This window comes from Chryseobacterium gambrini (assembly GCF_027920505.1).
In the GTDB taxonomy this organism is placed as follows: Bacteria; Bacteroidota; Bacteroidia; order Flavobacteriales; family Weeksellaceae; genus Chryseobacterium; species Chryseobacterium gambrini.
Window position 1 is genome coordinate 3,264,994 of the sequence record NZ_CP115857.1, and the last position, 15,247, is coordinate 3,280,240.

Annotated in this window: 15 protein-coding genes; 8 read left to right on the forward strand and 7 right to left on the reverse strand. The window is 36.2% G+C overall.

Features of this window, described 5'->3' with window-relative positions; translation table 11 throughout:
- Positions 1 to 31: 31 nt before the first annotated feature.
- The 3 genes from PFY09_RS14920 to PFY09_RS14930 are packed head-to-tail and all read left to right on the forward strand — an operon-like array spanning position 32 to position 3,509.
- Complete coding sequence (locus tag PFY09_RS14920; protein WP_271160227.1) at positions 32 to 2,620, forward strand: putative LPS assembly protein LptD; 2,589 nt, start codon at positions 32 to 34, stop codon at positions 2,618 to 2,620.
- Between the two features lie 56 nt (positions 2,621 to 2,676).
- Positions 2,677 to 3,057, forward strand: a complete 381-nt coding sequence (locus PFY09_RS14925) for a RidA family protein (RefSeq protein ID WP_076391804.1) — start codon at positions 2,677 to 2,679, stop codon at positions 3,055 to 3,057.
- Positions 3,057 to 3,509, forward strand: a complete 453-nt coding sequence (locus PFY09_RS14930; RefSeq protein ID WP_108409502.1) for a hypothetical protein — start codon at positions 3,057 to 3,059, stop codon at positions 3,507 to 3,509. The genes PFY09_RS14925 and PFY09_RS14930 overlap by 1 nt, the downstream gene beginning before the upstream one ends.
- A 307-nt stretch (positions 3,510 to 3,816) precedes the next feature.
- Here the strand turns inward: PFY09_RS14930 and PFY09_RS14935 are convergent, their stop codons facing one another.
- On the reverse strand, positions 3,817 to 5,340 hold the full coding sequence (locus PFY09_RS14935) for a trypsin-like peptidase domain-containing protein (protein ID WP_108409510.1): 1,524 nt from the start codon (positions 5,338 to 5,340) through the stop codon (positions 3,817 to 3,819).
- A 358-nt stretch (positions 5,341 to 5,698) separates the two neighbouring features.
- Here PFY09_RS14935 and trhO point away from each other — a divergent pair, with 358 nt between their 5' ends.
- Together trhO and PFY09_RS14945 are read left to right on the forward strand one after the other, a co-directional pair.
- Positions 5,699 to 7,066, forward strand: coding sequence for an oxygen-dependent tRNA uridine(34) hydroxylase TrhO (gene trhO / locus PFY09_RS14940; RefSeq protein WP_271160228.1), 1,368 nt, complete (start codon positions 5,699 to 5,701; stop codon positions 7,064 to 7,066).
- A gap of 5 nt (positions 7,067 to 7,071) precedes the next feature.
- The gene (locus PFY09_RS14945; protein ID WP_271160229.1) at positions 7,072 to 7,647 is read left to right on the forward strand and encodes a 5-formyltetrahydrofolate cyclo-ligase; all 576 of its coding nucleotides are present in this window, start codon (positions 7,072 to 7,074) and stop codon (positions 7,645 to 7,647) included.
- On the opposite strand, the gene PFY09_RS14950 is transcribed toward PFY09_RS14945, so the two are convergent.
- Both PFY09_RS14950 and PFY09_RS14955 read right to left on the reverse strand, forming a co-directional pair.
- Entirely contained in the window at positions 7,596 to 8,177 is a 582-nt protein-coding gene (locus tag PFY09_RS14950; RefSeq protein ID WP_271160230.1) for a hypothetical protein, read from the reverse strand. The two genes, PFY09_RS14945 and PFY09_RS14950, sit on opposite strands and share 52 nt — an antisense overlap.
- Positions 8,161 to 9,339, reverse strand: a complete 1,179-nt coding sequence (locus PFY09_RS14955) for a hypothetical protein (protein ID WP_256038249.1) — start codon at positions 9,337 to 9,339, stop codon at positions 8,161 to 8,163. The genes PFY09_RS14950 and PFY09_RS14955 overlap by 17 nt, the downstream gene beginning before the upstream one ends.
- Positions 9,340 to 9,522: 183 nt before the next feature.
- Between PFY09_RS14955 and PFY09_RS14960 the strand changes: the two genes are divergently transcribed.
- On the forward strand, positions 9,523 to 9,795 hold the full coding sequence (locus PFY09_RS14960) for a hypothetical protein (protein WP_271160231.1): 273 nt from the start codon (positions 9,523 to 9,525) through the stop codon (positions 9,793 to 9,795).
- 127 nt (positions 9,796 to 9,922) lie between these two features.
- On the opposite strand, the gene PFY09_RS14965 is transcribed toward PFY09_RS14960, so the two are convergent.
- The 3 genes from PFY09_RS14965 to PFY09_RS14975 form a co-directional block, all read right to left on the reverse strand.
- The gene (locus PFY09_RS14965) at positions 9,923 to 10,690 is read right to left on the reverse strand and encodes a TrmH family RNA methyltransferase (protein WP_271160232.1); all 768 of its coding nucleotides are present in this window, start codon (positions 10,688 to 10,690) and stop codon (positions 9,923 to 9,925) included.
- Positions 10,691 to 10,756: 66 nt separating this feature from the next.
- Entirely contained in the window at positions 10,757 to 12,265 is a 1,509-nt protein-coding gene (gene rmuC, locus PFY09_RS14970) for a DNA recombination protein RmuC (RefSeq protein WP_394665599.1), read from the reverse strand.
- Between the two features lie 3 nt (positions 12,266 to 12,268).
- Positions 12,269 to 13,159 (reverse strand): DUF4062 domain-containing protein, encoded by an 891-nt coding sequence (locus PFY09_RS14975; protein ID WP_256038246.1) that lies wholly within the window; start codon positions 13,157 to 13,159, stop codon positions 12,269 to 12,271.
- A 276-nt stretch (positions 13,160 to 13,435) separates the two neighbouring features.
- On the opposite strand from PFY09_RS14975, the gene PFY09_RS14980 reads away from it, so the two are divergent.
- Positions 13,436 to 14,095, forward strand: a complete 660-nt coding sequence (locus PFY09_RS14980) for an SGNH/GDSL hydrolase family protein (RefSeq protein ID WP_271160233.1) — start codon at positions 13,436 to 13,438, stop codon at positions 14,093 to 14,095.
- A gap of 49 nt (positions 14,096 to 14,144) precedes the next feature.
- Here PFY09_RS14980 and PFY09_RS14985 read toward each other — a convergent pair whose 3' ends face one another.
- Entirely contained in the window at positions 14,145 to 14,900 is a 756-nt protein-coding gene (locus PFY09_RS14985) for a DUF5995 family protein (protein WP_271160234.1), read from the reverse strand.
- Between the two features lie 142 nt (positions 14,901 to 15,042).
- Between PFY09_RS14985 and PFY09_RS14990 the strand changes: the two genes are divergently transcribed.
- Positions 15,043 to 15,216: a bacteriocin-like protein gene (locus tag PFY09_RS14990; protein ID WP_157967225.1), complete on the forward strand. Its 174-nt coding sequence runs from the start codon at positions 15,043 to 15,045 to the stop codon at positions 15,214 to 15,216.
- Positions 15,217 to 15,247: the final 31 nt, after the last annotated feature.

Genomic DNA, 15,247 nt, shown 5'->3' on the forward strand with positions numbered 1-15,247 from the left:
TTAATTGTATACATATAAATATAACAAAAAATTGGTCAAAACCGTCTCCAAAAATATATTACAAATTTTAATTATCCTAATTTTTAACAATTTTTTAGCACAGCAAACGTCCAAAAAATTGCCTGAAAATGCGGTTAATGATACTATTTCCAAAAAAGATACCATTGTTCTGAAAAAGGAACCACTGGATGCCGTTCTGCAGACAAAAGCAGACTACCAGAGAAGAGATTTCCAGAAAAAGATGGTGTATCTTAACAAAAATGCGCAGGTGAAATACCAGGATATGCAGATTGATGCAGACTATATTTCGATTGATGAGCAGAAACATCTCATGTACGCACGCGGAAAACAGGACTCTTTGGGAAGAATTATCGAGCCTGTTATTACAACGCAGGCAGGGAAAAAATACGAAACCACAGAATTTCAGTATAATACCTTAACAAGACAGGCAATTGCGTTTAATGCCAGAACCGAAGAAAACGAAGGGGTAATTACAGCAAACAAAACCAAAAAGTACAACGACAGTATCTTTGCGATGAGCCGGGCAGATTATACCACCGACGATTATTACATCAAGAAAAAAGATACCGCGGCAGATTATTTTTTAAGAGCAAGATACCTGAAGCTTGTAAAAACAAAGAATAAATCTTCCATTGTTTCGGGGCCTATCCAGATGTATATAGAGCAGGTTCCCACTCCGCTCATCATGCCTTTTGCTATTCTTCCTTTTTCAAGCAAAAGATCTGCGGGGATTCTGATCCCGAGTTTCGGGGAAAGACAGGATGTCGGTTTCTTCCTTAATGGTTTAGGTTATTATCAGCCGATCGGGGAACATTTTGACCTTAAAATCCTTTCGGATATTTACACCAAAGGAAGCTGGAACCTGCGCCCTGAAATGAATTATATTAAAAAATACCGCTATTCCGGAAACTTTTCTGCGGACATCGGAACCATGGTTCGCGGGATCAAAGGTTTGGACGATTACGGTAAAACAGGAACATACAGAATTGCGTGGAGACATACACAGGATTCAAAAGCCAATCCTTTCCTTACGTTTTCTGCATCGGTGGATATTGTAAGTACAAAATTCTATAACAACACGCTGAACAATAATTATATTTTAAATCAGAATGTTTTAAATACCCAGCAAAACTCTACGGTTACGATTACCAAAAGATTTTTGAAGCTTCCGGTTACGATTACGGGAACCGCTTCCTATTCTCAGAATTTTGCCACCGGTTTATCAGATCTTCGTCTGCCGCAGATGAACGTGGCGATCAACCAGTTTTATTTATTCAAATCCAAAACAGGAGTGCGTTCCGGTCTGCTTGAAAATTTAACGGTAAACACAGGGATTAACTTATCGAACTTTGTTCAGACCAACGAAGGCGAGCTGTTTAAAGCGGCAATGTGGGATAAACTGCAGACCGGAGTGAAAAATAACATTGCTCTGGGAACCAATACAACCGTAGCAAAATATTTCACATTCAGTTTGGGAGCAAATATTGATAATGCGTTAACCACAAAAACCATCAATAAATTCTACGATCCTATTCAGAATAAAGTAATTACGGAAACCAATAAAGGAATTTCAGGATATTCTACGTTTTCAACAACAGCAAGTATTCAGACCACTTTGTATGGACAGGCAAACTTTAAGAAAGGTTCTGCGATTGAAGCCATCAGACACATGATGACACCAAGTATCGGGTTTACCTATTCTCCGGATTTCGGAGGTTCCGGATATGGATATTTTAAAAATTATTATGATGCGAACGGAGCTTTAACCCCGTATTCTATTTTTGAAGGCGGAATTATCGGAAGTCCGACGACGGGATTAGTAGGAGCTTTAGGTTTTAACATCGGGAATAATTTAGAGATGAAGGTAAAATCGAAAAGCGATTCTACAGGAGTGAAGAAAATAAAGATTTTTGAATCTCTTAACCTTTCCGGAAATTATAATTTTGCAGCGAAAGATCATCCTTTTTCCATTATTACGATTACGGGACAGTCTTCTTTCTTTAATAATAAACTCAGCCTGAATACAAGTTTATCTTTGGACCCATACAGAATTATCTATCTTCCGGGACAGGATGCCGGAATAAGGACAGAAGAGTTCGGCTACTTCAGTGTTCAGGGATTCAACGTTCAGATGTCTTATCCTCTGAGCAGCGAAATTTTTGGAGAGAAAACAGATTATGCCAAGAAGTATAAAACGAAAGGGGAGGTAAGGAATGAAAATTATTATTTTGATGATGATAATTACGCGCATTTCGATCAGGCATGGACGTTAAATGTAAATGCAAACTATGCCTACACAAAAAGTTCAGCTTCCAGAACGCCAACGAGACTGGCTTCTGTGGGACTGGACGGAAGTCTTAAGCTAACGCCTTACTGGAACATCAACGGAAGTACCCACTACGATATGGTGACGCAGAAACTGGCATATACCAGAATCGGTTTTGCAAGAGATCAGCGAAGTTTTACCATTAATTTCAACTGGGTTCCTTTCGGGCAGTATAAAGTATATGACTTCTTTATCGGGATCAAAGCCAATATCTTAAGTGATGCGCTGAAGTATAAAGACAGAAGTTTTACACAGCCAAATGCACCTTTCTAATATTTGATTATAGAAATAGAATATAAATTTTATATTTGCACCCAAAATAAATTTTCATGAAAAAAGTAATCAACACCGTAAATGCTCCTGCAGCGATCGGACCATATTCACAAGCCAATATGGCAAACGGAATATTGTATATTTCCGGACAGATCCCTGTAGATCCTGCAACCGGTAAACTGGTAGAAGGAATTGAAAAAGAAACCCATCAGGTAATGAAAAACCTTGAAGCAATTCTTACAGAAGCAGGAATGACTTTTAAGAATGTGGTAAAAGCAACCATTTTCCTTAAAAGCATGGATGATTTTGCGGTAATGAATGATATTTACGCTTCCTATCTGGACGCGGAAAGCTTTCCTGCGCGTGAAACGGTACAGGTTTCCTGTCTGCCGAAAAATGTGGATATCGAAATTTCTATGATCGCACATCAGGATTAATGAATTTTATAAGAAATACAATTGCGGTTATCGTAGGTCTTGGGATTGCAGGACTCATCATTACTCTTGGGATAAGAGCATTTCCGCAATGGGTAAATTTCGATGCTTTTGCTCCGTTCGAGCATTGGCAGAGATTTCTTCAGAGCAAGCAGAATGACGGTGCGTTTTTCGGTTTCCTGCTGTTTATTTCCGGACTGGGAACTACAGTGGGAGGGGTGGCAACTGCCATTATCGTAAAATATGCTAAGGTGGCTTATGCTATTCTTATCGGTTTCATTATGCTTTTTATAGCCATGCTGGATGTTATTGTTTTTCCTTATCATCCTACCTTCTATAAAATCTCTATTTTTCTTACGTTCTTCCCGTTTTCGTGGATCGGAGGTAAGATTGTAGAAGTCATTTATGAACGAAAGAAGAAAAGAAGAATCGCTGAAAAAATGAATAAATCATAGTTATAAAAACGTTGCAGGTTGCAGCGTTTTTTGTTTTTATATCAATTTCCGGAAAGTTTCTTACTAGGGTGTGGGAAGGTTTCCCGCTTTCCGGAAAGTTTGCTGCAGGGGTGAAACATCCTTTCCCGGTTCCCTGAAAAGCTGTTGCAGGGGTGCAGGAAGCTTTCCGGAAGGATGGTTTGCTGATTTCAGTTGCAGGATTTCTTTTTCAATTAAATAAAATGTTTCTGAATATTAAACTAAAAAACTCGGCTGCCTCATTTGAGGCAGCCGGTTTTTTGATATGAAGTGAAGTTTAGCTCTTTTATTAAGGCATTTTAAAGCCTCTCTGATACCCTCTTCCGTAGTCATCCATGTATTTGATCTGGGCAGTTCCGGTGAACTTATTCAGAATGTTTTCTACGTCTTTCTGTGAGTTTACTGGTTTTCCGTTGATCTCTGTGATGATATATCCGTCTACGATTCCTGCTTTAGCCATTTCACCGCCTTCAATTACATTTTTGGCGATAACTCCGCTGTTAAGACCATAGTATGCTTTTGTTTTGTCATCAATACTCTGGAAATCGGCTCCGATTTTTTCCGTTACGCTCAGATCCGCTTTGGTTCTTGTAGAAGTTCCTCCTTTCTGATCTCTTAACGTAACGGTTGTTGTGGAAGGTTTTCCGTTTCTCTGGTAAGTTACCGTCACTTTATCTCCCGGACGTTTGCTTCCGATGGCAATGGAAAGATCTGCAAAATCTGTAATTGGCGTTGTATCAATCTGGGTAATGATATCACCCACTTTTAATCCTGCATCTTCTGCACCGCTGCTTTCTCCGAATCCTGTTACCAGAACTCCCGAACCGGATTTATAATTGGTCTTTTTATCTTTATTGTAAGCGGCAACAAGCTGATCGTCTGAAAGATCTAAAGAAGTTACTCCTAAGAATCCTCTCTGTACGATACCGAATTTTTTGATGTCTTCAACAATCTTTCTCGCTAAGTTTGCCGGAACTGCAAATCCGTACCCTTGGTAATAACCTGTTGTAGACTGAATCGCTGAGTTAATCCCGATCAGATCTCCGTTTGTATTTACCAAAGCTCCTCCGGAGTTCCCCGGATTAATAGCTGCATCGGTCTGAATAAAACTTTCAATCGGATTAGCTGCTTTCCCTTGTGAACTTAAGATTCCGATTCCTCTGCCTTTTGCTGAAACAATTCCCGCTGTAACGGTAGAATTCAATCCAAGCGGATTTCCTACGGCAAGTACCCATTGTCCTACTTCAATATTATCGGAATTTGCAAAATTTAAATAAGGCAATCCTTTTTCTTCAATTTTAAGAAGGGAAATATCTGTATTCGGGTCTGTTCCTACTAAAGTGGCGATATAAGATTTTTTGTTGCTTAAAACCACTTCTAACTTATTGGCTCCTGCAACAACGTGGTTGTTCGAAATGATGTATCCGTCCGGCGAAATAATTACCCCCGATCCCATTCCTGAAGGCATATTATCCGGAACCTGCTGCTTTTGTCTCTGCTGTCCTCTTCCTCCGAACGGATCTCCGAAGAAGAAATCGAACATATCCTGCTCCGAAGCCCTGCTTGAAGTTCTAGACTGATAATTTTTGATGGTTACCACTGCCGGAACTGTCGTTTTGGCAGCTTTTACAAAATCGTCTCCCACTGCGGCAGAATTCATCCCAGCAAAGGAAACATTAGAGGATTTTGTAAAATATGATTGATCTGCGCTGTTGGAATCGTGATTAAGATATTGTAATCCTCCAACGGTAGTAGCACCGGAAATTACTCCCACTACTGCAAATGGTAATAGTTTTTTTAAAGTACTCTTCATTGTATATCTTTCTTTGTTATTTATTGATGTTAACTTTTTCATTTTACTGTAAACAAATTTAATGCTAAATAGGTATGCAATTGGTACGGAATGTTTCATTTTTAACTAAAATTTAACAGCAATTGCAATAATTTATACATTATCCCATAAATTTTAAAATCTCAATTAACGAACCTTAAAAAAATCTTAATGACATTATGGCATATTGATGTTTGTATTGTCATAAAGTTAAATCAGACTGATGATGATTAAGCCAAAAGAGTACCAATCTGAATGTATACCTGATAAATCTTATATTTTTCATTAATCTGAAAATAATTATCTTTGCAAAAATTTTCTCACTTAAAACGTTTATAGCATGCAACTGTACAACACCTTAAGCGCAGAAGAAAGAGCTCGACTAATTGATGAGGCCGGAAAAGAGCGCCTTACCCTATCTTTCTATGCGTATGCCAAAATTGAAGATCCCAAAAAATTTCGCGACGATTTATTTATAGCCTGGAATGCACTGGATGCGCTTGGCCGTATCTATGTGGCGCATGAAGGAATTAATGCTCAGATGAGCGTTCCTGCCGACAACTTTGAGGCATTTCGCGAGACACTTGAAGCATACGATTTCATGAAAGGCATTCGTCTGAATGTAGCAGTGGAGCAGGACAATCATTCATTTTTAAAATTAACCATCAAAGTCAGAAACAAAATCGTAGCAGATGGTCTGAACGATGAGACTTTTGATGTTACCAATAAAGGCGTTCATTTAAGAGCAAAAGAATTTAACAGTTTGCTTGAAGATCCGAACACCATTGTCGTAGATTTCAGAAATCACTACGAAAGTGAAGTCGGGCATTTTGAAGGAGCAATTACTCCGGATGTGGAAAACTTCAGAGAAAGTCTGCCGATTATTAACGAGCAGCTACAGGATTTCAAAGAAGATAAAAATCTTTTGATGTACTGTACCGGAGGAATCCGCTGCGAAAAGGCAAGTGCTTATTTCAAACATCAGGGTTTCAAAAATGTATTTCAATTGGAAGGCGGAATTATCGAATACACCCGTCAGATAAAAGAAGAAGGAATAGAAAGCAAGTTTATCGGTAAAAACTTTGTATTCGACCACAGATTAGGCGAAAGAATTACCGACGACATTATTGCGCAATGCCACCAGTGCGGAAAACCGTGTGACAATCATACGAACTGTGCGAACGATGCGTGTCATTTATTGTTTATCCAGTGTGATGAATGTAAAGCGGCGATGGAAAACTGCTGTTCGACAGAATGTCAGGAAACCATTCATTTGCCTTGGGAAGAGCAGGTTGCTAAAAGAAAGGGTCTTCAGGTAGGAAATAAAGTATTCAGAAAAGGAAAATCTGAAGCTTTGAAATTCAAAAAATCAGGAGATTTACCGGACAAGCCTTTAGCAAAAGCTGAAACAAAAGATATACGCCAGAAAATAAAAGTTAAAAAGACCTTGATCGGAAAGGCGGAACATTATTATTCAAAATCTAAGATTGCTCAGTTTTTAATTGAAAACAATGAACTTGCAGTAGGAGATAAAGTATTAATTTCCGGACCCACAACAGGAGATCAGGAAATAACGATCTCTCAGATTTTTGTGAACGGAGCTTTCAGCGATGCAGCAAAAGCAGGAGATCAGATTACTTTCGAACTGCCTTTCAGAGTTCGTCTGTCTGATAAATTGTACAAAATCCTTGATTCTGAAAACGCATAATCGATATGTTAAAAGCAGAATTAAGAAAAAAATATATGCAAAAAAGAAAAGCCTTGTCGATTGATGAGGCTTTCTTGTTATCTGAAAAGATTTTTAAAAATTTCATTGAATATTTTAAACCTTCTCAAAACCAGAAAATCCATATTTTTATTCCGATTGAGAAGTTTAGGGAAGTAAATACCCAGATTTTCGTCAGCTACTTTTTAAGCGGAAAGATTTGTGTTTTTGTTCCTAAAATTGTCGATACAAGACTGCTTTCGGTAGAAATTTTTGCAGATTCTAAATTTGAGTTGAATAACTGGGGAATTTCCGAACCTGTTTCTGATGAAGATTCTGGTATTCTGGATTTTGATTTTGTAATTACGCCTCTTTTATACTGCGACAGACAAGGAAATAGAGTAGGTTACGGAAAAGGTTTCTACGATGGTTTTTTTGAAAAAGTATCGGAAGAGACAAAAAAAATCGGAGTTAATTATTTTAACCCCGAAGAAAATATCGATGATGTCTGGGAAAATGATATTCCGCTCGACTATTTGGTGACACCCGATGCGGTACTGTCTTTTTCAGGAGCATCAGAGTAAAATTTCACAAAGTAAAATTTAAATTCCTTGCTTTTCTGAGAAGGTTTTGATACCAAAGTGTATTGTGCATTTCGCTCAAAATTTCCCAAAGATTTATTTTTATCCCCAAAATATTCCACATTGAATTTGGCAAAATTCAGCGTGTCTTTTTCCTTAATTTTCTGGAAAACATTCAGATTGCTGACGCGTACTTTTTTTACATTCAGGCTTTCAAGTTCTTTAAAAAGATCCTTAAAGGTAGTAGAATCAGACTTCTGGAAATACTTTTCTATTTTAGAGTAAATTGCCGTATCAATTTCCGTATTTCTCTGTCCGGAAAGATATAACGTAGACAAATCCAGCACATCCTGTACTTTTTGCGAAGTAATGGAATTGATAGCCTGAGTACTGTCCATTTTTACCGTTTTGTTGTTCGTGTTTCTTAGCTTTTCCAGATCACTCTGTCCTCCGTTGTCTTCTTTTTTAATGCACGAAGTCATGGTGAATCCTATTAATATGATAAAAAACAAAAAGTTATTTATTGTTTTCATTGGCTGAGATTTTAAATTTAATAGATACGATTTTCCCTTTGTTATCCGTCTTCATCTCGATAACATTAAGGTTTTTAAGTGATGTTGTAGGTGTGGTGACTAAAGTGATGTAATCTTCCTTATCCAAGGTTTCAAGTCCGTAAATATCACTGTCGTAAACCTGAGTGATCACGGCGTTATTGCTGATTCGGTTTTCCAGTTGTCTTCTTTTTTGGGTGATGAGATCATTCTGTTCCTGCGAATTTTCTCCCTTTACATCTTTTGTTGAAAAATAATAAAGCGCCATCTTATAATCATCGGGTTTCAGCTCGATGGTTTCCTCTTCAGGGGCATTTTCTAAGTTTCGGTTCACTTCCAGATATTCATAAAACGGAGAACTGATCTGCATTTTAAGATTTTTGTCCTTTGTGGCATATCTGAAACATTCTCCTGGTTTTATCCTGTAAAGAATGGGAGATTCGTTTTCCTTGATCACTTTGATTTCTATTTCACGCTGAATACTTAAATTTCTGTCGGCATCCGTAAAACAGTACACATAAGTTTTTTGAAAGATCGCATCTTTAAATCCTAAAAGTCCTGTAAGAATTACTAAAATAGTGGTAACAATTGCCCAAACATTCTTTTTGAAGAAATTTTTCTTGGGTTTTTCAGCTTCTGCTAAGGAAATTTTTTCAGTCTCTGAATTTTTATTAATTAATTGATTTTCAAGTATTGATTTTTGTAAATCGGAGTTTTCAGGGGTTTTAAATTCCTGTTTTTTAGGTAAATCGTCATCTTTTGGCAAATCGAGTGATGCAGAAACTGTTTTTTCCAGTTCTTTAAGTTCATTGTCTTTCAAATCTTCATCATCCTGCAGCAATTCACCTGCAAAAAGATGCTGTTTTTTGAATTCATACCATGAGTCGTAACCTGCATAAATACTGAGTAAATTCAGCATATCAATTCTTGGCAGTTTGGTAACCGGCGAATTCTTAAAATAGGTATAGAAAGATTTTTCGCTGATGTTCCCTTTTGCCTTTTTTCTGAGATCTTCCTGAAAATAAATGATGTCGATACCCTTCCATTTCGAAATATCGTCATAGGAAGGAGTGTATTCTTTCAGATATTGAGCCTGGACATCCTTTTTTAGTTGCTCAAAATGTAATAGATCTAAGTCCGTCAATTTATTTTAAAATAATTAAATTATTGATTATCAGTAATGTTTTTTTGTAAAACTATTTTACAAAGGTATTACAATTATTTTTCCTAAACAAATTTTCTATCTGCTATACCTTTGTCTTGTTCAAATAACAGAACAGAAAAAGATTTTATAAAACAATATTAACAAAATTAAATTTAATTTATTATGAAAAAGTCATTATTCGTAGCTGCTATCGCTGCAATCTCTCTAGTTGCTTGTAAAAAAACTGAAGCTAATACTACTGAAGCTACTGCTGATTCTGCTACTACAGCTATCGATTCTACAGCTAAAGCTGCTGATTCTACAGTAACTGCTACTGCTGATTCAGTAAAAGTTGTTGCTGATTCTGCTGCTGCTAAAGTAGAAGGAGCTGCTAAAGAAGCTAAAGCTGAAGTAAAAGATGCTGCTAAAGCTGCTAAAGAAGAAGTTAAGAAATAATTCTAGCTCAAAAATAAAAGAACCGTTTCACTCAGTGGAACGGTTTTTTTATGCTTATATTGTAATGATTGTCAGTTGATCTGATCACGATCAACGATAAACAATCAAGTAATCTCCAACAGCCAAATTATCCCTTCTTCTGCTTCAGTGTTTCGTAGCACGTAATCGCAACAGCATTGCTCAGGTTTAAAGAATCAATGCTTCCTGCCATCGGAATCAGTGTATTTTTTCCTTTCCCGATCCAGAAATTACTTAATCCCGAATGTTCTGTCCCGAATAAAACGGCAGATTTCTGTTTAAAATCTCTTTTGTAAAGATCTTCGGCAGTTTCATCCATGATCGTTGTGTAAATATTGAAATTATTTTTCTGAAGAAATTCAAACGTTTCCTGATTTTCTGCCTGAAAAACTTCCATTCCGAATAAGCAGCCTACACTTGAGCGGATCACATTCGGGTTATAAAAATCGGTTTTTCCGTCTGAAACAATTAATGCATCAATACCGAAAGCTTCACAACTTCGCAAAATAGCCCCCAGATTTCCCGGTTTTTCAACACCTTCTACAATAATGACCGTAGAATCTTCCTTTGGTTTAAACGCAGATAGATCGGCTTCTTTTGTTTTGTAAATCCCGATAATTCCTTCCGAAGTTCCGCGATAGGCGATTTTTTCGTACACTTTTTCGCTAACGAGATGAATTTTTCCTCTGGGAAGTTCTTTCTGAAAAATAGTTTCGCAGATAAAAAATTCCACGGGTTCAAAATGATATTTCTGGGCGCGGTCATTTTCCTGCTGTCCTTCCACCACAAAAACATCCGATTTCTTACGGAATCTATTATCAGTAAGAAGTTTGATGACGTATTTTACTTTTTCGTTCTGAAAGCTTTCTATTAACATCCTGCAAAATTAGTTAAAATTTACAGTTAAATAAAAAACCTCAGAGCCGATCTGAGGTTGTAAATTTTATTCTTCTAAATTTTCCAGTGCGGTCTGAGAGTTTTCTACCAGACTCTGCGGAAGGTCTTTCTTATTTTTTATCCCCAAAGATTTCAGCTTTTGGGTTTGGATCACCAAATTGTCATTTCCTGTTGAAAGCTGTTTGTAAGCATCATTATAAACATTTTTCGCCTGATCCAGATTTTTTCCTACTTTTTCCAGATTTTCGATAAAACCTACGAATTTATCATACAGTTTTGCCCCTCTTTCCGCAATTTCCATAGAATTTCTGTTCTGGTATTCGCGTTTCCAGAGATCGGCAATCAGTTTTAAAGAAGTAATCAGATTGCTTGGATTTAAAAGCAGAACTCTTCTTTCGTAGGCAAAATTCCAAAGATTCTGGTCTGCCTGCATTGCTGCAATATAAGCCGGTTCACTCGGAATAAACATCATCACGAAATCAAGGGATTTTCCGTAATCATCATATGCTTTTTGACTAAGTTGCGTAATGTGATTTTTAATGGAAGATAAATGCTGATTGAGTTTCATCAGATAAACATCCTGATCGGTTTCGTCTACCAGTTCTGTAAAAGCCGTGAGCGAAACTTTAGAATCAATGATTACATTTCTTTCGTCGGGATATTTTATAACGGCATCGGGGCGCATTTTTTTGCCGGAAAATTCTGAGAACAATGCTTTATTGTCTTCATCGCGAAGCTCATGTTCAAGGAAATATTCTCTACCTTTTACCAGTCCGGATTTTTCAAGAATGCTTTCGAGGATCATTTCTCCCCAGTTTCCCTGCGTTTTGCTTTCGCCTTTCAGAGCTCTCGTCAGTTTTTTCGCATCTTCAGAAATCTGCTGATTCAGTTCTGCTAATTCTTTTACTTTTTCGGCAAGAGAAAAACGCTCTTTGTTTTCCTTTTCGTAGGCTTCGTTCACGCGGTTTTTCAATTCCACGATTCTTTCCTGAAATGGTTCAAGGATGGTTTTAAGGTTGTTTTGATTTAAGGTGGTGAATTTTTCTGTCTTTTCTTCAAGGATTTTATTGGCTAAATTTTCGAACTGCAATTTAGATTCTTCCTGAATTTTTGCGATCTCTTCTTTCTGCGTCTGCAAAGATTTCTGTAAGCTTTCGTTAATCGCGGAAAGCTCGGAGTTTTTTGCAAACAAAGTCTGTTTTTCTGTTAAAAGATTTTCGATCTGAAGATTCTGTTTCGCATTAAATTCTTTCTGTTCGGAAAACTGAGTGTTTAAAGAAGCGTGTTCCGCAGAAATTTTGGCAAATTCATTTTTCAGGTCATTAAGAAGGTCGCTCTGCTGTGCATTGATTTCTTTTTCCCTGCTGATATTTTGTGTTAATTCCTGAATTTTCTGATTGGAATTTTCTAAATCGGAACTGTTTTTAATGTGTAAATTATTGAGTTCATCGTAAGAATTCCTCGAAACGGTAGAAGATTTCTGGGCGAAATATAAAATAACCGCACCAAGAATTCCTCCGGCTATAAATCCTATAATTAAATATGTCATCTCCATTTTTTAGTTTTCTTCATCTATAAGCATTCTTAAGTAAAAATTATGACCATCCTCTGAGAAATAAAATTCTCTTTTTATTGTGTCATAATTTACTATTTTAAAATTTTTAAGCTTTCTTAAATTACTTGAAGTTTTTCGATTAGTTGTAATGATTTTTTGTGCTAAAGATTCACCAATATATAATAAATATTCAAAAAGTGTATCGTGTGTGTCAATATATTCATCAATAATTGCCTCTTCACATTTAAGTAAAGATTTTAATTCATTATAAGATAAACCATTAAATAAAATATTTTTATTTAAGTTAGCTTTTCTAAGTTCGTCGTTCTCTTTGGTTAATCTTGCTATTTCTTCAGCTAATAAATTTGAATTTAGAGCATTGTCACCTCTTATCCACCCAGTTAATTCTTTTGAATAGGCAAATTCGGATAATGTTTTAAATATGGCTAATTGAATGTCTTTCTTGTCGTTACAAAATACAATCATTTTAGATTTTACAAAAGATTTAAACTCTTTTAATTCTTTATTATTGTCTAATTCTAAGATAGATTTGCCTTCTTTAGCAAGTTTTTCATCTATAAATTTATCACTTAAAACAACCGCAAAAAGGGCTTTATTCTTTTCGAGAGCATATTCATATTCAAGTTGAGTATAGCTTTTACCACTTTGGGGTTCAATACTTCCATATCTTCCTCCAAGAATTAACAAGTAGACATCACTTTCATCAATCCATCTTTTAATAACAGTCATTTGGCTTTCATCACCTGCTGAGAATAGTTCCATTCCTGCAGGAATATTTCCTGAGGATAGAATTGCTTCAACGGCTGCTTGACGTTCTGCAATCAAATCAGTAAAAGTTGAAGATACAAAAACCTGCAATTTCTTTTCTTTCATGTTTTCAAAATTACAAAAAGGAAAATTGATTTCTTTTATGGAAAACCGTAAGTTTTTATATTAGAAATTATTTTTTTTAGCCGCAAAACCTGCAAAAGATCATTATAATACGTTGATTACGATATTCAAATCTTTCGGTATAATAAAAAATTAAAAATCTTTTGTGACTTTGTGGTTAAAAATTAATCAACTAAAAGTTTTGGTTTTTCGGGAAAGATATTTGCAGGATCAATTTGTTTTCCGTTATTTCATCTTTTCAAATCAAAAATAAGTTTCATGAAATTCTTAAGCATTGCAGCCGTTATGTTTTCATCCATTTTTTCAGCGCAGGATTTTGCCAATTATGCTAAATATGAAAAGAAAAATCAGGAAGTTGTAGCGAAAAAAATGGCTCCAAATTCTGTTTTTATGGGAGATTCTATTACGGAAGGCTGGTTTTCTACAGATCCTTCATTTTTTACAAAAAATAATTTTGTCGGAAGAGGAATCAGCGGACAGGTAACTTCGCAGATGCTTTTAAGGTTTCGTGAAGATGTCATTAATTTAAAACCGAAAAGAGTCATTATTCTTGCCGGAACGAATGATATTGCCGAAAATCAGGGGCCGATTTCTCTGGATAAAGTTTTCGGAAATATTGTTTCGATGGTGGAGCTCGCAAAAGCGAATAATATTAAAGTGGTGCTTTGTTCGGTGCTTCCTGCTTACGATTTTGGCTGGAGAAAAGATATGCATCCGGCTGAAAAAGTAATTGCCCTGAATACAATGATTGAAGCGTACGCAAAAAAGAACAATATTCCATACGTAGATTATCATTCGGAAATGAAAGATTCCCGAAACGGACTGGATAAAATCTATACCGAAGACGAAATCCATCCTACGGCAAAAGGCTACGAAAAGATGGAAGCTATTCTTATGAAAAAGCTTGGTAAAAACTAAGAGTCTTATTTGGGTCGGATTAAATTAATTGTAAGGTTACATAAGAAACTTAAACATTTTTGGTGGAAGAAAGAATTTCAATGTTTTTTACCACGTCATTGCTTTCGCATTTTTTCAATTCCTTTAATAAAGAAGGAGTGAGGATTTTAGGATTCAAAATTTGGGTGGCAACTTTTGCTGCGGCATAATCAACAATTCCGATCACGTTCTCGCGTAGGAAATTTGGCGTATTTGACGCGATAACGGCAGTTGCCCATGAAGTATCTCTTGCTTTTGAAATAGCAAAATCCAGAACGACGTTGTCTTTTCCGTTCGAAAGCTTATCAATCAATTCTACAGGATAGCATATTTTATTTAGAGAATCCTGAACTTTTTGATTAATGGAGGCAATAACATTGTTGATGTTTTCAAAATCTTTTTTCAGCGGATTGATTTTTCGGTAAGGCATAATGGAAGCAGCGGAAATTCCTAAATCGAGATTGATGTGTGCATTCATGCCTAAGAAAATGTGCTGTAAGATGAGCAGATTTTTGTTTTTTGCGGCTTCAAAAGCTAAAAACCATGAGTTGGTGCATTTTTGTCCTTTCGAATAAGCTTCCCACGCTTCAAGATAACGTGTGGCAAAAGCAATATCCAGTACAATCATTCTCGGATTGTCTTCAAATTTTTTCTGCTGAATTCCTTTCAGAACCTGTGCTGTCATAATTCTGTAGGTGCAGGCAAAATATCCGACCGGACTTTGGTTCTCTTTCGCCCAGATAATGATTTCGTCTAATTTTTTCAGAATTTCTTCTATGGTTTTCATAAGGTTTTGTTTTTTATAAAGATAAGAAAACCTTGCGTAAATTTTTGTGTAAAAATATTTTGTATATTTAAATCTCCGTAAAAGGAATTATTATAGAGATGTCCGAAAATCTTAAGAGTAGGAGCAAATTAAACAAAATACTATGAAAAATTTAAAGTCTTTAAACAGAAAAGAGCTGAAAGCAATTGCAGGTGGCGCTTATGAAAACTGCCAAGTTCCTTTAGAATACGGAGTCTGTAATCCGGGTTATACCTTCTGCAGTAATCCTTATTGTTGTGTACTTGCGCGTAAACCTTACATTTGCATTGATTATTAGAAAAAAACAGGCTGTCAAAATTCTGACAGCC